The sequence below is a fragment of the Streptomyces sp. NBC_00239 genome (genome assembly GCF_036194065.1).
Classification (GTDB): domain Bacteria; phylum Actinomycetota; class Actinomycetes; order Streptomycetales; family Streptomycetaceae; genus Streptomyces.
In genome coordinates, this window is record NZ_CP108095.1 from 2,648,796 (window position 1) to 2,667,311 (window position 18,516).

Sequence of the window (18,516 nt, forward strand, 5' to 3'; positions counted from 1 at the left end):
AGCGTCTGACTATCAGGTGAGCGCAGGCTCCGCCTGGGGTACGTCGATGTCGATGCTGTCCAGCAGCGAGTCTCCGTGCTGCGCGGCGGCGTTAAGCGCGTCGTTCTCGGACTGAATCCGAACGAGCTCGGACTCGAGGTCCTGGACGCGCTGCTGAAGCCGTCGCATCTCGGCGAGGAGTCGCGGGTCGGAACCGCCGACGTAACCGAGAAGCGCCTTTGCCATGATGGATGGTCCTCCACACTGAGTGACCGACCGAAGCGGTGTGGGTCGTGAGGGAATCGCACCCGCGGTGCCCGGCAGTGTCTGTGTGTAACGGCGGTTCTTCTGCCGACACTGCCAAACAGCTAGGGTGCGCGGGGCTTCCAGCGTCTCACCAAAAAGTTTGACGGTCAACACGATCACGCCCCGTATCGGCGGGCAACCCGGCTCGCTCCAGGCGTTCGCGAGCGGCTGCGAAGATCAGCTCACTCCGAGCCTTCCACGCCGCGGCCGGTTCGGCAACGCCGCGTGTGATCTGCATGAACAGCCGGCGGGACGACCCGCCGACGGTCACTTGATCGCGAAGCCCTCGTACCCCCCGCGGGGCTCTCCCCATATTTCCGTGACTCCGTCGACCCGCCCGGGCGTGCCGGAAGATCGCAGCCATTCGAGGAGCCGGTGGCAATTCTCACGTTGACCTTCGGCGACGACCTGCACCCGGCCGTCGTCGAGGTTGGAGGCGAAACCGGTGAGGCCTCCGATGGTCATGGCGTTCTCCCTGGTGAACCACCGGAAGCCCACTCCTTGCACACGGCCGCGCACCCAGGCGGTCATGCGTACGTCTTCGCTCATGCGTGAACGCTAACGGGGCAATGAGTCGATGGTCACTTCGCCCCCGGGGCTCATGGCGTACAGTCGCGCCTCAATGAGCCACCCATTTGGGTGAGTAACGGTTGATCTTGTACGAGAAGTCGTACGCGATCTTGTACGGCCAGGAAGGCACCGCCCATGGGACGCCACCGAAGCACCGCGCCGCGCCCCGGCAAGCGGACCGCCCCCGTGCGCACCGGTCTGCTGGGCGTCACCGCTGCGGCGGCGCTCGGTGTCGCCGCCGTGGCCTCCGGCCTGGTGCCGGTCGGTGACAACTTCGTGCTCGGCGGGAGCAGCTCCGACGCCGCGCCCAAGGTGAAGGTCGAGGCGAAGGCCTCCCCGGCCGCCGAGCGCGTCAACGGCGGCCTGAAAAGCCTGACCGACAGTTCCGCTTCCGGCTCCTCGGGCGGTGGCGGCGGCACCGGCCGCGCTTCCGCCGGAGCTTCGAAATCTGCTTCCGCTTCACCTTCCCCCAGCGCGTCCGCCCCGGCCTCCGCGAAGCCGAAGGCCCCGGCCTCCGCGAAGCCGAAGGCCTCGGCCTCCGCCAAGGCCTCCCCCACGCTGAAGCCGAAGCCCGAGCCGAAGCCGAGCGTGCAGAAGACGGTGGAGCGGACCACGCCGGCGCCCGAGCCGACGACCGCCCCGGAGCGGCCCGCGACGTCCGGCGGGGAGTCGGCCGCGGAGGCCGCGGTGCTGGCCCTGGTGAACCAGGAGCGCGCCCGGGCCGGCTGCCGTCCGGTCCGCCAAAACCCGCCGCTCGCCACGCTGGCCGGCGCGTTCAGCAAGGACATGGCCGACCGGGGCTTCTTCGACCACACGGACCCGGACGGGGCCACCCCCTGGGACCGTGCCTCGAACGCCGGCATCTCGGGCCTCGGCGGCGAGAACATCGCCCGCGGCCAGGCCGACGCGGAGGCCGTGATGGCCTCCTGGATGAACAGCCCCGGCCACCGGGCCAACATCCTCAACTGCGAGTTCCGCACCCTGGGCGTCGGCACGCACTTCGCCGCCGGCGGCCCCTGGTGGACCCAGGACTTCGGCTTCTAGCCGAAGTCCGCGGCCCGGGGCCCGGAATCCCGGAGCCCCGAAGCCGGGCATCAGGCGTGAGGCGTCAGGCGGCCAGTGCCGCGCGGCCGGCGATGAAGACGCGCGCCTGCTCGGTGACCCGGCGGCCGAGGTGCTCGGCGGTCGCCACGTCGGCCTTGTGCACGGCCTCCGGGCCCTCGTCGGAGTTGGTCTGCGCGGCCGCGCCGGAGAAGAAGCCCAGGCGGTTGAGGTCGTTCTCGGACGCCGTGGAGGCGTTCCAGCCGGGCTTGAGACCCAGGTTCACCCAGCTCATGCCGTGCTGCGCGGCCAGCGTCTGGAAGTACTGCAGGGTGTGGCCCTTGTCGCCGCTCTTGGAACCGGAGTTCGAGAAGCCGGCGGCCAGCTTGTCCTGCCAGGCGTCGGTGAACCAGCGCTTCGAGGTGGCCTCGGCGAAGACGTGGAAGGCGCCGGACGCGGTGCCCATGTAGGTGGGCGAGCCGAAGACGATCGCGTCGGACCCGTCGAGCAGCGCCCACTGCGCGTCGTCTATCTCGTCGACCTTGATCAGGTGCACGGTCGCGCCCGCGCTCTCGGCGCCGGCCCGGACGGCCTCGGCGACCACGGCGGTGTGGCCGTAGCCGGAGTGGTAGGCGATCGAGACGACGGGGGTCTGCACGGTGCTCATGGAATCTCCTCGGGAGGGGCAGCGGGCCGGCAGGGCGTCGCCGGGCACTGACAGAAGGAAAGCACTAACTTTCAGAAAGCGCAATCCTGCGCTCAGCGCTTACCCGCCGTGGGGCATCCGGAGTACCCTCGTCCCATGGACTGCGCCGCCACCCCCTCCCAAGACCTGGCGTTCGATGCCTTCGCCCGCAGCTGCCCCTCGCGGGAGACCCTCGGGCACGTCACCGGCCGCTGGGGCACGCTCACGGTCAGCGCGCTGTACGACGGCGCGTGCCGGTTCAACGAGCTGCGCCGACGGGTCGACGGCGTGAGCGAGAAGATGCTCTCCCAGACCCTGCAGGCGCTCGAACGCGACGGCATCGTGCACCGCGAGGCCCAGCCGACGAACCCGCCACGGGTCGATTACGAGCTGACCCCGCTGGGCCGGGGCGTCGCGGAGCGGCTCGTCCCGCTGATCCGCTTCCTCGAAGAGGGCACTCCGGAGGTCATGGCCTCACGGGAGCGTTACGACGCGGCGCGCGGCGGCCTCTGACAGCGCGGGCAGAAGTAGCTCGACCGGTTCATCCACGGCCGGCGGCGGATCGGCGTACCGCAGCGGCGGCACGGCTCGTCCTCGCGCCCGTACGCGTCCAGCGACCGGTCGAAGTAGCCGGACTCGCCGTTCACGTTCACGTAGAGGCTGTCGAAGCTGGTCCCGCCGACGTCCAGGGCCGCGGTCATCACGTCGCGCACGTGCCCGAGGAGTTCCGCGCTCCGGGGGCGCGTGAGGGTGGCCGTGGGGCGCTCGTAGTGCAGCTTGGCGCGCCACAGCGATTCGTCGGCGTAGATGTTGCCGACCCCGCTGATCAGCGATTGGTCCAGCAGCGCCCGCTTGACCGTGGAGCGCTTGGCGCGCAGCGCCAGGTGGTACGCCGTCTCGTCGAATGCCGGATCCAGCGGGTCCCGCGCGATGTGCGCGATGACGTCGGGCAGCCCGTCCGTGCTCCCCGCGGCGCTCTCGTGGAGCGACAGGCCGCCGAAGGTCCGCTGGTCGACGAAGCGCAGCTCGGTGCCCTGGGCGTCGGCGAAGCGCACCCGGATCCGCAGGTGCTTCTCGTCGGGGGCGCCCTCCGGCTGCACCAGCAGCTGGCCGCTCATCCCGAGGTGGCCCAGCACCGACAGCTCCCGGTTGTCCAGCGGCAGCCACAGGTACTTGCCGCGGCGCTGCGGCACACCGATCGTGCGCCCGGCCAGCCGGGCGGCGAAGTCGGCGCCGCCCGCGGGGTGCCGGCGTACCGCCCGGGGGTGCAGGACCTCCACGGACGCGACGGTCCGTCCGGCGACCCAGCGCTCCAGCCCGCGGCGTACGACTTCGACCTCGGGCAGCTCGGGCACGGTGTCTCCTGTGGCAGCACGGCAACGACACGGTCAGCCTAGCGCCCGGCCTCCGGCCGGCCGTCGGCCGTCAGGCCGTACCTCCGCAGTGCGGCGGCCTCTTCGGCCCGGCCCCGTTCGGTCAGGAGGGTGTGCAGCCGGTCCGCGGCCGGCTGCGAGCCCCGGTCGATCAGCTCCCGCAGCTCGTCGGCCCGGCCGTGCCGTGCGAGCAGGTCCGCCAGCGCCGAGCCCCAGTAGCGGTCCCCGGCGGCGGCCCGGGTCCGCTCGGTGAGGTAGCCGATCGCCCGGTCCACCTCGCCGGCGGCCTCCAGGGCGGCCACGACCTCGTGCGCGAGCGACGGCCGGCCCCCTTGGCCGTCGAGCCGGATCGCCTCGTGGAACTCGCCGCGGTCCAGCATCAGGCGGGCCAGGACCTCGGCGGCCTGTGCGTCGCCCGCGTCCGCCCTCGTCCGCAGTTCCGGCTCCCGGCCGTGTGCGGCCAGCAGCTCGGCGAGTTGGTGCGCCACGAAGGGAGCCGTGCCGGCCTGAGCGGCCAGCAGCTCGATGGCCTCGTCGGCGCGGCCCCGCCCGACGAGCAGCTTCGCCGCCTCCGACGCGGCGTGCGGGTCGCCGGCCGCGGCCCGCGCCCGGAGTTCCTTGCCCTTGCCGCGTTTGGCGAGCAGGTGGGCCAGCATCCAGTCGGTGTCCGGGCTGCCCTGACCGGCGAACTCCCGCAGGAGGCCGACCGCTTCCTTGGTCCGGCCCTGTTCGTCGAGGAGTTCGGCGAGGTTGCAGACGGCGCAGAACCATCCCTCGTCGACGAGTTCGTACAGCCGGTCGATGCGGCCGGTGCGCTTGAGGAGCTCGCACAGGGACATCACCACCGTGTCGTCGTCCTCGTCGTGGCTGCGTTCCAGGAGCATCTCCAGGATGGGCAGGGCTCGTTCGTCCTCGTCCTCGTCCTGGAGCAGCTGCGCGATCCGGCTCCAGGCGTACAGGTCGTCGGGGTCCAGGTCCTCGACCAGTACGGCCAGGGCGAGCTGCGGGTTGCCGTATTCGATGAGGTGCCACCGGGCGTAGTCGTTGCCGGCTTCCGCCAGGTCGAAGATCTGCTCGAAGTCCCAGCCGGCCAGGAGGAGTTCGTTGATCCGGGCGTCCTTCCCGGTGTCCGCGGCCAGTCGCCGCTCCATCACGCGGTAGCCCTCGGTGTCGCCCGTCCGCCGGTACAGTTCGGCCGCCTCGCGCGCCGCCCACGCGCTGCCGCCGTCGGCGGCCCGGCGCAACAGCGGCAGACCGGCCGACAGTCGCTGGCGGGCCACCGCGGCGGAGCCGAGCGCCCGCAGGTCCGCGAGGTCGGTCAGGTGCGCGGCGCACGCCTCCCAGAAGGCCTGCGGCGGTACGGGGCGCGGCTCGCGCCCGGTGTGCTGGACCAGGTAGTCGGCGACCCGGTAGCCGTCCGGCTCGCCCATCCGGGCGCCTTCGGTGACCGGTATCAGCGGGGCGGTGGCGCCCAGCTGCGGCCGGGTGGCGTAGCCGAGTGCCTGCTCGAACCAGTCGGGGCGGGCCGCCCCGCGCTCCGCCGGGCCGCAGTAGCCGGGCGCCGCGGCCCGCAGCAGAGCGGCCGGCACCGCGCCGCGGGCGCCCAGCACGGCCGCGTCGACGGCGGCGCCGAGCACGGCTCGGGCGTACGGGTCGGCGGCCTCCCAGCGGTGCACCAGCTGCGGGGCCGCCGCGATCACCTGGGTGAGGCCGAAGTCCGCGGAGTCGAGGGCGATCCGCAGCCGCGGGTCCCCTCCGGCGGCCTGCTCCGCCCGGGTCCGCTCGGCCACGCTGAAAGCCGGCCCCACTGTGATCACTTCGGCGAGCTTGAGCAGGTCCCGCTCGCGGGCGAAGCGGTCCCCGCCCGCCGGCTCGGCGGCCTGGCCCGCGGCGCCGTCGTGCCCGGTGGGGCGGGGCGCGGTGGGCGGCGTGGTCCAGGCCCCGTGGTGGTGCGGCCAGAGCGTGGCGACCAGCAGCACCCGGCAGCCCGGTGCCAGCAGGGTCCGCACCGCCCCGGCGGTCAGTCCGTCGGGCCCGCCGACGTGGTGCTGGAGTTCGTCGAGCCAGATCACCAGGTGCCGGGGCGGCGGCCCGTCGGCGGCGACGGCGGTCAGTGCGGTCAGCTGGGCCCGGTCCGCGGGGTGCGCGAGCCACCAGTCGGGCAGCTCCGCGGCCACCGCCTCGTACAGCGACCGGGTCTTGCCCGCGCAGGAGCCGCCGACCAGCAGGACGAAGCCGTGCCCGGCCCGTACGAGGGCGCGCAGCCCGCCCGGCTCCCCGGCGTCGAGGTCGCGGGGCACGTACGGGGGCATGGCCGGGCCGGTGTGGCCGGGCACCCTGATGGGCCGGTGCACGCCGAGCCGTACGGGGTCCGCGTCCCGCACCCGGACCAGGCCGAGCCGCCGGTGCGCGGGTCCGCCGGGGCCGGGCGCGGTCCAGAAGTCCGCGGGGAGCGGTGCCCGCCGCGCCGGGTCCGCGGACGGGCCGCCGAGGACGAGGTCGCCGTCCACCCGGCCGATCTGGTAGCTGTCACCGCCGACGGCGGAGTGCGTGATCCGGCCCCCGGAGTACTCGGCCATGCCCGCCCCCGGTCAGGCGCGCGGCTCGCGCGACAGGTGCAGGTCCCCGCCGACCGACCCGATCTGGATGTTGTCGCCGGCCACCACGCTGTGCAGCACGATCTGCGCGCCGTCGCCGGCCCGGACCGGGGCGGGGGCCAGGGCGGGCAGGGCGCGGAGCTCTTCGGCGAGCGCGGGGTCGGCGAGCAGGGACCGGCGCAGTGCGCGGCGCATGGCGCCCAGGCTGTCGGGGTCCCGCGGGTCCTCGGCGAGGTCGGCCAGCACGTCGGGGAGGTCCCCGTGCCCGTCCCGCACCCCGAAGATCCGCTGGGCTAGGCGGCGGCCCAGGCCCACGGTGGCCGTGGCGGCCTCCTCCTGCGCGCGGACCAGCACGGCCCCGCCGTACGCGGCGGCCGCGGCGGCCAGGTAGGGCGTGATCGTGTCGACCAGTTGCACGACGTCCTCGGACATGTCCTGCTCCCCTTCCGATGAAACGCGGACGGCCCCGCCGCACGATGGTGCGACGGGGCCGTCCCCAGGCAGTCCCGGGTGAAGGAAACCGGGTCAGGCCGAGGAGGTGTCGGCGGCGGGCGTCGGCGCCCCGCCGTCGGTCTCCTCGGTTGCGGCGCCGGAGGCGGCCGCGGCCTGCGCCGCGATCCGCTCGTCCGCGGCGGCGCGAATCGCACGCCACGCGGACTCCGCCGCCTGCTGTTCCGCTTCCTTCTTGCTGCGGCCAGTGCCGGTGCCGTACGAGACACCACCGACGCGGGCGGCAGCAGTGAAGGTCTTTTCGTGGTCCGGCCCGGTCTCGGTGACCAGGTATTCGGGCACGCCGAGGCCTTCGGCCGCGGTGAGTTCCTGGAGGCTGGTCTTCCAGTCCAGTCCGGCACCGAGGTTGGAGGACTTCTCGATCAGCGGGTCGAAGAGCCGGTGCACCAGCTCCGAGGCCGCGTCGAGGCCCTGGTCGAGATAGACGGCGCCGATCACCGCTTCAAGGGTGTCGGCCAGGATGGAGGCCTTGTCCCGGCCACCCGTGCCCTCTTCGCCCCGGCCGAGCCGGATGAAGGAGCCGAGTTCGAGGCCACGCCCGACCTCCGCCAGTGCACGCGAATTGACCACCGCGGCCCGCAACTTGGCCAGCTGGCCTTCGGGCAGGTCGGGGTGGGTCGTGTACAGCGTGTCCGTGACCACCAGGCCGAGCACGGAGTCCCCGAGGAACTCCAGGCGCTCGTTGGTGGGCAGACCGCCGTTCTCGTACGCGTACGAGCGGTGGGTCAGTGCACGCACCAGAAGGGCGGACTCGAGTTGGTACCCGAGCCGCCCTTCCAGAAGCGTGTGGGACGAGGCCGCATTGTTACTGTCTGCCTGCTTCTTATCGCCGGCAAGCTCAGACATTGCGCCTCTCACCAGCCGCTCAGACCTCGAGGACCTGGCGCTTGTTGTAGGTGCCGCAGCTCGGGCACGCGATGTGCTGGAGCTTCGGCTCCTGGCAACGCTCACACGAAACCAGGTTGGGGACCGCAGCCTTCCACTGCGACCGGCGGTGGCGCGTGTTGCTGCGCGACATCTTCCGCTTCGGAACAGCCACGGCTACTTCTCCTGCTTCTCGTCGACGCCCGCTTCGGCGCCGCCCATATCGTCCTTCTCGTCGGCCTGATCGGTCGCGACGAGTCCTTGCAGTGCCGCCCAACGGATGTCGACGGCGTCGTGGTGGTGGTCCGGGTCCTCGTTCAGGCTGGCTCCGCATTCGGAGCACAGACCGAGACAGTCCTCCCGGCACACCGGCTGCGACGGCAGTGTAAGCACCACCGCGTCCCGCAGCAGGGGTTCGAGGTCGAACAAGTCGTCCTCGATGAAGTACCTGTCCTCGTCGTCCTCGGCGTCGTCGCCCGGTTCCGCCACAGGGCGGCCCCGGCCATCGGCGTCAGGGTACGAGAACAGTTCCTGGAAGCGCGCGTTGAGCTCCAGCTCAAGCGGCTCCAGACACCTTACGCACTCCCCCACCGCCGATGCACGGGAGATGCCTGTGACAAGCACCCCTTCCATGACCGACTCCAGGCGGAGGCCAATCTGCACCGGAGCGCCTTCCGGCACTGCGATGACACCGGCGAGTCCGAGGTCCGCCGGAGCGGGGACCGTGCGGGAGACCTTGTGCAGCGCACCAGGACGCCGACCCAGATCCCGTGTGTCGAACACGAGAGGGTTGCGGTGGTCGAGCTGGCGGTTCAGGGCTGTTCCTGCTTTCGGAATTCGCTGGGTTGCTGCCGGGCGGCCCCGGATCCGGGGCACCTGCGGACAGCAGTGATCGCGGTGCATACGCGCGACCGAAGAGCCAGGATACCCGGCGCTTCGCTCTGGGCCCAATCCGGGACCGGTCCGGCGCTATCGCCCCTGCTCGTACGCCCGGACCTGGTCCAGGTTGATCATGCTCGTGTCGAAGAAGCTGGTTTCGTCGAGCGTCCCGGCCGCCGCGCCCGCCTGCGGGGCGTACTGCGGGGGCTGCGGTTCGTGCTGCGGCTGCTGCGGGTAGGCCGCGTACGGGTCCGGCTGCTGCTGGTAGCCGTACGGATCGGGCTGCTGCTGCGGCTCCTGCGGGTACCCGTAGGGGTCCTGGTAGCCGTACGCGGCCTCCTGCACGGGCTGTCCGTACGAGGCGGCGGCCGCATAGGGCTCGGGCTCGGCGTAGGACGCTCCGGTGGAGCCGGCACCCGGGTAGCCGTTGCCGCCGCCGGGGTAGGCCGGCTCGCTCCGGTCCTGGGAGGGGATGGCCGCGACCGGCTCGGCGAGGCCGGTGAAGAAGTCCGCGTCGCTGGTGGCCGCGCGCGAGTCGCCGGCGGCGTCCTGGGCGGCCATGTGCGCGCCGAGGTCGTCGGTGGGCACCCGGCCGACGAGCTTCTGGCGGCCGCGTCCGACGGCCTCCAGGGTCTTGCCGAGCACGGCTTCGAAGGCGCCGATCTTCGCGGCGATGTACTCGTCCGCGTTGGCGTAGCCCTCCTCGGCGAGGCCGGGGGCGTGGCCGAGGAGCTTGTCGCGGCCGCGGCCCACCGAGCCGATGGTCTTGGTGAGGACGACCTCGAAGTTCGCGAGCTTGCTGTCGACGTAGTCGTCGGCCTCGGCGCGGATCTCCTCGGCCTGGCGGCGGGCCTCGTCGAGGATCCGGTCCGCCTCCGCCTGGGAGCGCCGGGCGACTTCGGTGTCCGAGATCAGGGAGCCGCGCTGGAGGTGTGCGGTCTCGATGATCCGCTCCGCCTCCTGGCGGGCCTCCTCGACCATCTGGTCGCGGCCGCCGATGAGCTGCCGGGCCTGGGCGAGCGAGCCGGGCAGGGCCTGGCGCACCTCGTCGAGCAGGGCGAGCAGTTCGGCGCGGTTGACCACGCACGAGGCCGACATGGGCATGGACCGGGCGCTGCCGATCGTCTCGACGATCTCGTCGAGCTTCTTCTGCACGTCCACCTGTGCTCGCTCTCTCGGCCTCGGCTGTTCCTGAGACGGACGGGACGACTGTACGGGCAGCGGGCGGCCGCCCGCTGCCCGCCGGAGGAACGTCAGCGCGCGGCCAGGCGTTCGACGAGCGCGCGGTGGACGGTCGGCGGCAGCAGGTGCGCGACGTCGCCGCCCCAGGCCGCGACCTCCTTGACCAGCGTGGAGGACAGGAAGCTGTAGGTGGGGTTGGTCGGGACGAAGAGCGTCTCGACTCCGGTGAGGCCGTTGTTCATCTGGGCCATCTGGAGTTCGTAGTCGAAGTCGCTGACCGCGCGCAGCCCCTTGACGATGGCCGGGATCTCGCGCTGCTTGCAGTAGTCGACGAGGAGGCCGTGGAAGGACTCGACCTCGACGTTGCCGTAGTCGGCGGTGACCTCGCGGATCAGCTCGATCCGCTCGTCGACGGTGAACAGCCCCTTCTTGGAGGAGTTGATCATCACGGCCACGTGCACGACGTCGTACAGCTTCGATGCTCGTCCGATGATGTCGAGGTGCCCGTTGGTGATGGGGTCGAACGACCCCGGACAGACGGCGCGGCGCACGCGAACTCCCTGGTTCTCGGATCCGGTCATGATGCACTCTGGCTGCTCGAGGCGGCGCGGCCGTACCAGAGGGTGCCTTCGCCGTAGCGTCGGGAGCGCAGCGGCTCGAAGCCGTCGGGCCACGGGAACGTTCCGCCTCGCGTGCTGCGCTCCACGGTGGCGAGCGCGTCGGCCGTGAGCCAGCCCTGGGCGCGGAGTGTGAGCAGGATCTCGCGGAGATCATCGTCGGTGACGGCGTACGGCGGGTCGAGGAAGACGATGTCGTAGGGCTCGGCGGGCGCCGGGCCGGTCACGATCTGCTCGGCGCGGCCGGCGCGGAATTCGGCGCCGGGCAGGCCGAGGCTGCGGATGTTGTCCCGGATGGCCTTGGCGGCCTTCGGATCGGCCTCGACCAGCAGGGCGTGGGAGGCGCCGCGGGAGAGCGCCTCCAGCCCCACGGCTCCGGAGCCGCCGTACAGGTCGAGTACGCGGGACCCTTCGACTCCGTGGAGCGACTCCCAGGTGGAGAACAGGCCCTCGCGCGCCCGGTCCGAGGTGGGGCGGGTGCCGGTGCCGGGCGGTACGGCCAGCCGGCGGCCGCCGGCCACACCGGCGATCACGCGGGTCATCAGGGATTCCTTTGTCCAGCGGGTACGGGGAACTCCACGATAGGTCGTCCGGGTCAGCCCTTCTCCAGGTACTGCTCCCGCTCGGTGTCCAGGAGCGCGTCCAGAGCGGTGCGCAGCCCGGGCAGGGCGGCCAGCTCGGGGTCGGCGGCGACGACCCGGGTGGCTTCCTCGCGGGCCTGGGCGATGACCTCCTCGTCCTCGATGACGGCGAGCATCCGCAGCGAGGACCGCACGCCGGACTGGGCCTGGCCCAGCACGTCGCCCTCGCGGCGCTGTTCCAGGTCGATGCGGGAGAGTTCGAAGCCGTCGAGGGTGGCGGCGACGGCGGCGAGCCGGGCACGGGCGGGGCTGGCCTCCGGCATCTCGCTGACCAGCAGGCAGAGCCCGGCGGCGGAGCCGCGGCCGACGCGGCCGCGCAGCTGGTGGAGCTGGGAGACGCCGAAGCGGTCCGCGTCCATGATCACCATGGCGGTGGCGTTGGGGACGTTCACCCCGACCTCGATGACGGTGGTCGCGACGAGCACCTGGACCTGGCCGGCGGTGAACCGGCGCATGACGTCGTCCTTGTCGGCGGGGTCCATCCTCCCGTGCAGCACCTCGACGGCCAGCCCGGCCAGCGGGCCCTTGGCGAGCTGCTCGGCGGTCTCCAGGACGGCGAGCGGGGGGCGCTTGTCGCCGTCGTCCGCGGCGGCCTTCTTCTTCGGGTCGTCCTCGCCGTCGCCGATGCGCGGGCACACCACGTACGCCTGGTGGCCCTTCTCGACCTCCTCGCGGACCCGCTCCCAGGCGCGCGTCAGGAAGTGCGGCTTGTCCTTGGCGGGTACGACGTGGGTGGCGATGGGCGAGCGGCCGGCCGGCAGCTGGTCGAGTACGGAGGTCTCCAGGTCGCCGAAGACGGTCATGGCGACCGTGCGCGGGATCGGGGTGGCGGTCATCACGAGCAGGTGCGGGGGCTGCTTGCCCTTGGACCTGAGCGCGTCGCGCTGCTCGACGCCGAAGCGGTGCTGTTCGTCCACGACCACCAGCCCGAGGTCGTGGAACTGCACCTTGTCCTCGATCAGCGCGTGCGTGCCGATGACGATCCCGGCCTCGCCGGTGACCAGGTCGAGCAGGGCCTGCCGGCGCGCGGGCATCCCCATCGACCCGGTGAGGAGCACCACCTTGGTGCCCTGGTCGGAGCCGCCGAGCATGCCGCCTTCGGCGAGCTCCCCCATCATCTCGGTGATCGAGCGGTGGTGCTGCTGGGCGAGGACCTCGGTGGGGGCGAGCATCGCCGCCTGCCCGCCGGAGTCCACGACGGCGAGCATCGCCCGCAGCGCCACCATCGTCTTGCCCGAGCCGACCTCGCCCTGGAGGAGGCGGTGCATGGGGTGGCTGGTCGCGAGGTCGTCGAAGATCTCCTTCGAGACGGTCTGCTGGCCCTCGGTGAGGGTGAAGGGCAGTGTGGCGTCGAAGGAGTCGAGGAGGCCGCCGGGAGCGGGGCGGCGGGGGACGGCCGGGAGCTGGGAGTCGGCGTGGCGGCGGCGGGCCAGGGCGACCTGGAGGACGAAGGCCTCGTCCCACTTCAGACGTTGGCGAGCGTCCTCGATGTCGGCCTTGGCAGCCGGCCGGTGGATCTTCAGCAGAGCCTCGGTGAGCGGTACCAGCCCGCGGCCCTCGCGCAGGGCGGGCGGCAGCGGGTCCACGGCCTCCCGGGCGCCGGGCAGCACCGCGTCCACGCATTTGGCGATCTTCCAGGACTCCAGCTTGGCGCAGGCCGGGTAGATCGGGATGAGCTGGTTGGCGAAGGCGGTGGCGGCGTCCCGGTCGGAGGCGTCCGCGCCGAGGGGCTCGTACGCGGGGTGCGCGAGTTGGAGCTTGTGGTTGAAGCGGGAGACCTTGCCCGCGAACATCGCGCGGCTGCCGGGCAGCAGGTCTTTGTGGGGCTTGTGGACGCCCGCGCCGAAGAAGACCAGCTGGAGCCGGCCGCTGCCGTCGGTGATCGTCACCTCCAGCCGCTTGCCCCGGCCCCCGTTGAAGGTGAGGATCCGGGCGTCGGCGACCTGCGCGACGACGGTCACGTGCTCGTCGATCTGGTCGGCGAGCTCGGCCAGCGAGGTCAGCTCACCGCGCTCGGCGTACCGCCGCGGGTAGTGGTGGAGCAGGTCCAGGGCCGTGTGCAGGCCGAGCTGCTCGGCCAGCACCTTGGCGGTGGCGGGTCCGAGCGTCTTCTTGAGGTCTTCGTCGAGCGCGGGCACGTGTTCCATTCCACACCATGGCGCCGACAAGCCCGCTATTCCACCCCGATGAGCAGCGGCGCCGAGTACCGGCCGCCGCGGTAGGTGACGGTGTCCACGGCCAGGTGCCGCTCGCGTACGTAGGCCTGGAGGCGGTCGGCGAGCGCGTCGGGCACCTCGGGGCCGAGGACCAGGGTGACGAGTTCGCCGCCGGAGCCGAGCATCCGGGCGAGCACCGCCTCGGCGGTGCCGGCGAGTTCGGCGCCGATCACGGCGATGTCCCCGTCGATCAGGCCGAGGACGTCGCCGGCCTGGCAGATGCCGGCCGAGGTGAACGACCGGGCTTCCGCCACGGCGAGTTCGCCGTAGCGGGTGGCGCCGGCCGCCGCCGTCATGGCGACGACGTCCTCGTCGAAGCTGCCGTCCGGGTCGTGCACGGCGAGCGCTGCCAGGCCCTGGACCGCGGAGCGGGTGGGGATGAGCGCGACCCGTACGCCCTCGGCGCGGGCCTGTTCGGCGGCGCCGGCCGCGATCGTGCGCAGTTCGGCGTCGTTGGGCAGCAGCACCACCTCGCGGGCGTGCGCCCGGTGCACGGCGTCGAGCAGGTCGGCGGGGGTGGGCGGCTCGCCGGGGCGTGCCAGCACGGTGGTGGCGCCGGCTTCTCCGCACAGTCCGGCCAGGCCTTCGCCGGGCACGACGGCGACGACCGCGCGCTGCACCCGCTCGCCGCGGGTCCGCAGCCGTTCGTCGCCGAAGTGGGTGATGCGGATCCGGTGCGGCCGGCCCGCCTCCACGCCGGCCTCGACGGCCGCGCCGGGGTCGTCGACGTGCACGTGGACGTTCCACAGGCGGTCGCCGCCGACCACCACGAGGGAGTCGCCGAGCGCGTCGAGCCGGGCGCGCAGCCCCGCGACGGCCGGATCGTCGGCCTCCAGCAGGTAGACCACCTCGTACGCGGGGCCGCCGCGGCCCTCGTCGGCGCACGGGCCGGCGGCCGCGGCGGGCTGCTCGCCGGTGACCGGGGCGGGGTGGGCGGGGGCCGGTTCCGGTGCGGGCTCCTGTCCGGACAGGGCCTGCCAGAGCGCGCCGAGTACGGCGACGAGTCCGCAGCCGCCCGCGTCGACGACCCCGGCGCGGCCGAGGACGTCGAGCTGGCCGGTGGTCAGGTCCAGGGCCGTGCGGGCCGCGTCGTAGGCGGCCCGGGCCACGTCGGCGGGCGCGGCCCCGGCGGCCGTCTCGGACCCGCCCTCGGTCGGCGTACCGGCCGCGGCTTCCGTCGCGGACCCGGCGGCGGTGGCCGCGGCCCGGGCGGCCGCGGCGGCGACGGTGAGCATGGTGCCCTCGACGGGGTGGGCCACCGCCTCGTACGCGGACCCGGCGGCCCGTCCCAGGGCCCGCGCCAGCTGCTCGCCGGGCCGGCCGGGGGGCCCGTCCAGCACCTCGGCCATGCCCCGCAGCAGCTGCGCGAGGATCGTGCCGGAGTTCCCGCGGGCGCCTATGAGTGCGCCGTACGCGTAGGCCCGGGCCGACTCGGCGAGGGAGGGGGCGGCGGCGCCGTCGCCGGGCGCGGTGAAGGCGGCGGCCACGGCCCGGGCGCCGGATTCGGCGGTCATCAGGAGGTTGGTCCCGGTGTCGCCGTCGGCCACCGGGTAGACGTTGATGGCGTCGATGTCCGCGCGGGCCCGGCCCAGCGCGGTCACGGCCAGCGAGCTCCAGGTGCGCACCGCATCGGCGTCGAGGGTGTGCGGCACGTGCGGCACCTGTCGTTCCTCCTTGAGCGGGCGGGTCTGCACCGCAGGGTAACGAAGGGGGACGGGGGTCAGGCGGCCTCCGGGGACCGGGGCCGCGGGAGCCGTGGTAGTTTTCTTGGACGGGAGCAGACGTTGTATGCTGCTCCGGTTGCCCGATGCGAATCGGGCCATCCCCCGGCAAACCACTTCAGATCTCTGATTCCGGTGCGCCGGATTTCACTGTAAGTGCATCTGAAGTCTTTGGAGTGACCTGTGGCTGCCAACTGCGACGTTTGCGGCAAGGGGCCGGGCTTCGGCAACAACATCTCGCACTCGCACCGCCGTACGCCGCGTCGCTGGAACCCGAACATCCAGCGCGTCCGTGCCGTGGTCAGTGGGACGCCGAAGCGCCTCAACGCCTGCACCTCGTGCATCAAGGCCGGCAAGGTCTCGCGCTGACGCTTCACGTCGTAGCGCAGCCCTTTCCGGTTGCCTTGAAAGCCGGTCCACCTCTGGTGGACCGGCTTTTTGCCTTGTCCGGACGGTTTTCCGGGTCCGGGCAACGGAGCGGGGAGGCACGCGGCGGGCGGGGAGGCTAGGGGCCGGGCGGTCCGCGCCGCCCGGCCCGGCGGTTCAGTCCTCCCGGGGCCCGCGCAGCCGCCAGGCGTGGTCGACCGGGCCGATGCCCCCGCCGAGCACGAAGCCCGCGGTGATCGCGCCCGTCACGTAGTCCTTGGCCGCGGCGACCGCGGCCGGCACGTCCAGGCCCTGGGCCAGGCCGGCGGCGACGGCGCTCGCGAGCGTGCAGCCGGTGCCGTGGGTGTGCCGGTTGTCGCGCCGGGGCGCGCGCAGCCAGTACTCCGCGTCGCCGTCGGTGAGCAGGTCCACGGCCTCCGTGCCGGCGGGCAGGTGGCCGCCCTTGATCAGCGCCCAGCGCGGCCCGAAGCCGAGGACCGCGTCGGCGGCCCGCCGCATCCCGTCCTCGGTCGTGGCCCGGATGCCGGTGAGTTGCGCCACTTCGTCGAGGTTGGGCGTGGCGACGGTGGCCGCGGGCAGCAGCAGGGTGCGTACGGCGTCCAGCGCGGAGGCTGCCAGCAGGGCGTCGCCGTGCTTGGACACGCCGACGGGGTCGACGACCGCCGGGGCGCCGGTGCCGGCCAGGAGTTCCGCCACCGTCTCCACCAGCGCCGCCGAGGAGAGCATGCCGGTCTTGACGGCCTGCACTCCGATGTCGTCCACGACGGCCCGGTACTGGGCCGTGACGGCCTCCGGCGGCAGTTCCCACACCCCGTGGACCCCGAGCGAGTTCTGCGCGGTCACGGCGGTGATCACGCTCATCCCGTGCACGCCGAGGGCCAGCATGGTCTTGAGGTCGGCCTGGATGCCCGCGCCGCCGCCGGAGTCGGATCCGGCGACGGTCAGGCAGCGTGCGGGCCGGCCGGTCACGGCGAGCCGTCCTCGATCTCGCCGCCGAAGTGGTCCCAGCCGCCGGTGCTGGTCCAGGGCGCGCCGTCGACGGTCACCTGGGGCTGTGCGGAGGGGTGCAGCACCTCGCCGATGACCTTCCAGCGGGCGGGCAGTTTCACGTCCGGCGGGAAGGTCGCCACGATCGCGTGGTCCTCTCCCCCGGTCAGCACCCACTGGAGCGGGTCCACGCCCACGGCCTGGCCGATGTCGTTCATCTGCGTGGGGATGTCGATGGCGGCCGAGCGCAGGTCGATGCGGACCTTGCTGGCCTCGGCGATGTGCCCGAGGTCGGCGACCAGGCCGTCGCTCACGTCGGTCATGGCGGTGGCGCCGAGCCCGGCGGCCGCGGGGCCCGCGTGGTACGGCGGCTCGGGGCGGCGGTGCGCCTCGACGAAGGCCCGCGGCGAGCGGAAGCCGCGCGAGAGGATCGCGAAGCCGGCGGCGGACCAGCCCAGCCATCCGGTGACGGCCACCACGTCGCCCGGCTGGGCGCCGGCCCGGGTGACCGGCTCGTGGTTGCGCAGGTCGCCGAGGGCGGTGATGGCGACGGTGATGGTGTCGCCGCGCACGACGTCGCCGCCGACCACGGCCGCGCCGGCCACCTGGCATTCGTCGCGCAGGCCGTCCATCAGCTCGGTGGGCCAGGTCACCGGCAGGTCGGCCGGCACCACCAGGCCGAGCAGCAGGGCGGTGGGCACGGCGCCCATGGCGGCGATGTCGGCCAGGTTCTGGGCGGCGGCCTTGCGGCCCACGTCGTAGGCCGTGGACCAGTCGCGTCGGAAGTGCCTGCCTTCGAGCAGGATGTCCGTGCTCGCCACGACCCGCCGGTCGGGTGCCGACACGACCGCGGCGTCGTCGCCGGGTCCCAGTCGTACCGCCGGGGTGGTGGTGAGCCGGGAGGTCAGCTCTCGGATGAGCCCGAACTCCCCCAGCTCACCCACGGTGCCCTTCATCGCTGTGCTCCTTCTGGCCCAGTGGGCTTGCGGTCGCGAGCCGTCACTGCTGTAGGTACCGTCAACAGATACGTCAACTTCTGTTCTCCGTACGCCCCGCCGAGCGCGGCACCGGGTCCGGGGGTCTCCCCGCGGCACGCGGTGACGCGGTACCGTGGCGTCCCTTCTTCCCTGGGGCAGCCCCGCCGTGTCAGGGGCGGTGCCGCCCCCACCCGAAGGTTAGGGGAGATCATCCTCGTGGCCGCCCTGGAGGTTCCGTGGTACAGGCGTACATCCTCATCCAGACCGAGGTGGGCAAGGCGTCGCTCGTCGCCGAGTCCATCGCCAAGATCCCGGGGGTGATTCAGGCGGAGGACGTGACGGGCCCCTACGACGTGATCGTCCGGGCGCAGGCCGACACCGTCGACGACCTGGGCCGCATGGTCGTGGCCAAGGTCCAGCAAGTGGAGGGGATCACCCGCACCCTGACCTGCCCCGTCGTCCATCTGTAGCCCCCGTCTAGTCTTGGCCGGTGACGTCAATCCGCCGCCGGCCCTTCCGTCTGCCCGCCCTGGCCGCCGCTGCGCTGCTGGCCCTCGCGGGCTGCTCCTCAGGTGACGCGCGCGCGCAGGTGGATCCTCCGCCTGCCCCGCCCGCGGACCTCGCACAGCTGTGTGCGGCACTGCACAGGGAGCTTCCGGCGGAGGTGGCCGGCGAGGACCGTCTCGATCCCGAGCCGGCGTCCGAGCTGACCGCCGCGTGGGGCGGCGCAGCGATCGTACTGCGCTGCGCGGTTCCCCGACCCCCGGAGATGGACGATCCGAAGTCCGACGGCGTGGACGTCGACGGGGTCGGCTGGCTCGTGCAGCGTCTGCCGGACGGCGCGAGCCGCTTCACCACCACGTACCGCAAGGCGTACGTCGAGGTCACGGTGGCCGCGCGGGTCGAGGGCGACGGCGCCGTGGGCGCGCTGACCGATTTCACCGCCCCCGTAAAGAAGTCGGTCCCGTCCACCCTGTGAACGGG

General features: G+C 72.9%; 21 protein-coding genes. 5 read left to right on the plus strand and 16 right to left on the minus strand.

The window, feature by feature from the left end:
* Positions 1 to 12: 12 nt before the first annotated feature.
* Together OG764_RS11460 and OG764_RS11465 are read right to left on the minus strand one after the other, a co-directional pair.
* Complete coding sequence (locus tag OG764_RS11460) at positions 13 to 225, minus strand: hypothetical protein (RefSeq protein WP_328968321.1); 213 nt, start codon at positions 223 to 225, stop codon at positions 13 to 15.
* Positions 226 to 552: 327 nt separating this feature from the next.
* Entirely contained in the window at positions 553 to 834 is a 282-nt protein-coding gene (locus OG764_RS11465) for an acylphosphatase (RefSeq protein WP_328968322.1), read from the minus strand.
* Between the two features lie 156 nt (positions 835 to 990).
* Here OG764_RS11465 and OG764_RS11470 point away from each other — a divergent pair, with 156 nt between their 5' ends.
* A complete protein-coding gene (locus tag OG764_RS11470) occupies positions 991 to 1,899 on the plus strand; it encodes a CAP domain-containing protein (RefSeq protein ID WP_328968323.1) in 909 nt (302 codons plus the stop codon).
* A gap of 64 nt (positions 1,900 to 1,963) precedes the next feature.
* On the opposite strand, the gene OG764_RS11475 is transcribed toward OG764_RS11470, so the two are convergent.
* Positions 1,964 to 2,554 carry a flavodoxin family protein gene (locus OG764_RS11475; RefSeq protein ID WP_328972955.1) on the minus strand — a complete coding sequence of 197 codons (591 nt, stop codon included), beginning with the start codon at positions 2,552 to 2,554 and terminating at the stop codon, positions 1,964 to 1,966.
* Between the two features lie 144 nt (positions 2,555 to 2,698).
* Between OG764_RS11475 and OG764_RS11480 the strand changes: the two genes are divergently transcribed.
* A complete protein-coding gene (locus tag OG764_RS11480; protein ID WP_328968324.1) occupies positions 2,699 to 3,094 on the plus strand; it encodes a winged helix-turn-helix transcriptional regulator in 396 nt (131 codons plus the stop codon).
* Here the strand turns inward: OG764_RS11480 and mutM are convergent.
* The 11 genes from mutM to OG764_RS11535 form a co-directional block, all read right to left on the minus strand.
* Positions 3,067 to 3,936, minus strand: coding sequence for a bifunctional DNA-formamidopyrimidine glycosylase/DNA-(apurinic or apyrimidinic site) lyase (gene mutM / locus OG764_RS11485; RefSeq protein ID WP_328968325.1), 870 nt, complete (start codon positions 3,934 to 3,936; stop codon positions 3,067 to 3,069). The two genes, OG764_RS11480 and mutM, sit on opposite strands and share 28 nt — an antisense overlap.
* A 38-nt stretch (positions 3,937 to 3,974) precedes the next feature.
* Positions 3,975 to 6,533 carry a tetratricopeptide repeat protein gene (locus OG764_RS11490; protein ID WP_328968326.1) on the minus strand — a complete coding sequence of 853 codons (2,559 nt, stop codon included), beginning with the start codon at positions 6,531 to 6,533 and terminating at the stop codon, positions 3,975 to 3,977.
* A gap of 12 nt (positions 6,534 to 6,545) precedes the next feature.
* The gene (locus tag OG764_RS11495; protein ID WP_328968327.1) at positions 6,546 to 6,983 is read right to left on the minus strand and encodes a hypothetical protein; all 438 of its coding nucleotides are present in this window, start codon (positions 6,981 to 6,983) and stop codon (positions 6,546 to 6,548) included.
* Between the two features lie 93 nt (positions 6,984 to 7,076).
* Positions 7,077 to 7,907, minus strand: coding sequence for a ribonuclease III (rnc, locus tag OG764_RS11500; RefSeq protein WP_328968328.1), 831 nt, complete (start codon positions 7,905 to 7,907; stop codon positions 7,077 to 7,079).
* A 19-nt stretch (positions 7,908 to 7,926) separates the two neighbouring features.
* Positions 7,927 to 8,100, minus strand: coding sequence for a 50S ribosomal protein L32 (gene rpmF / locus OG764_RS11505; protein ID WP_053675094.1), 174 nt, complete (start codon positions 8,098 to 8,100; stop codon positions 7,927 to 7,929).
* A gap of 2 nt (positions 8,101 to 8,102) precedes the next feature.
* On the minus strand, positions 8,103 to 8,828 hold the full coding sequence (locus tag OG764_RS11510; RefSeq protein WP_328968329.1) for a YceD family protein: 726 nt from the start codon (positions 8,826 to 8,828) through the stop codon (positions 8,103 to 8,105).
* A gap of 66 nt (positions 8,829 to 8,894) precedes the next feature.
* A complete protein-coding gene (locus tag OG764_RS11515) occupies positions 8,895 to 9,965 on the minus strand; it encodes a DivIVA domain-containing protein (RefSeq protein ID WP_328968330.1) in 1,071 nt (356 codons plus the stop codon).
* A gap of 92 nt (positions 9,966 to 10,057) precedes the next feature.
* On the minus strand, positions 10,058 to 10,537 hold the full coding sequence (coaD, locus tag OG764_RS11520; protein ID WP_328968331.1) for a pantetheine-phosphate adenylyltransferase: 480 nt from the start codon (positions 10,535 to 10,537) through the stop codon (positions 10,058 to 10,060).
* A gap of 26 nt (positions 10,538 to 10,563) precedes the next feature.
* Positions 10,564 to 11,145, minus strand: a complete 582-nt coding sequence (gene rsmD, locus OG764_RS11525) for a 16S rRNA (guanine(966)-N(2))-methyltransferase RsmD (protein ID WP_328968332.1) — start codon at positions 11,143 to 11,145, stop codon at positions 10,564 to 10,566.
* Between the two features lie 53 nt (positions 11,146 to 11,198).
* Entirely contained in the window at positions 11,199 to 13,391 is a 2,193-nt protein-coding gene (gene recG / locus OG764_RS11530; RefSeq protein ID WP_328968333.1) for an ATP-dependent DNA helicase RecG, read from the minus strand.
* Between the two features lie 26 nt (positions 13,392 to 13,417).
* Positions 13,418 to 15,121 (minus strand): DAK2 domain-containing protein, encoded by a 1,704-nt coding sequence (locus OG764_RS11535; protein ID WP_328972956.1) that lies wholly within the window; start codon positions 15,119 to 15,121, stop codon positions 13,418 to 13,420.
* Between the two features lie 243 nt (positions 15,122 to 15,364).
* On the opposite strand from OG764_RS11535, the gene rpmB reads away from it, so the two are divergent.
* On the plus strand, positions 15,365 to 15,550 hold the full coding sequence (gene rpmB, locus OG764_RS11540; RefSeq protein ID WP_016642993.1) for a 50S ribosomal protein L28: 186 nt from the start codon (positions 15,365 to 15,367) through the stop codon (positions 15,548 to 15,550).
* A gap of 174 nt (positions 15,551 to 15,724) precedes the next feature.
* Here the strand turns inward: rpmB and thiD are convergent, their stop codons facing one another.
* Positions 15,725 to 16,537 carry a bifunctional hydroxymethylpyrimidine kinase/phosphomethylpyrimidine kinase gene (gene thiD / locus OG764_RS11545; protein WP_328968334.1) on the minus strand — a complete coding sequence of 271 codons (813 nt, stop codon included), beginning with the start codon at positions 16,535 to 16,537 and terminating at the stop codon, positions 15,725 to 15,727.
* Positions 16,534 to 17,511 (minus strand): thiamine-phosphate kinase, encoded by a 978-nt coding sequence (locus OG764_RS11550; protein WP_328968335.1) that lies wholly within the window; start codon positions 17,509 to 17,511, stop codon positions 16,534 to 16,536. Before OG764_RS11550 ends, thiD begins: the two co-directional genes overlap by 4 nt.
* Before the next feature lie 257 nt (positions 17,512 to 17,768).
* Here OG764_RS11550 and OG764_RS11555 point away from each other — a divergent pair, with 257 nt between their 5' ends.
* Together OG764_RS11555 and OG764_RS11560 are read left to right on the plus strand one after the other, a co-directional pair.
* Positions 17,769 to 18,002, plus strand: coding sequence for an Lrp/AsnC family transcriptional regulator (locus tag OG764_RS11555; protein ID WP_226737462.1), 234 nt, complete (start codon positions 17,769 to 17,771; stop codon positions 18,000 to 18,002).
* Between the two features lie 20 nt (positions 18,003 to 18,022).
* Entirely contained in the window at positions 18,023 to 18,511 is a 489-nt protein-coding gene (locus OG764_RS11560; protein WP_328968336.1) for a DUF3515 domain-containing protein, read from the plus strand.
* The last annotated feature ends 5 nt before the right edge of the window (positions 18,512 to 18,516 follow it).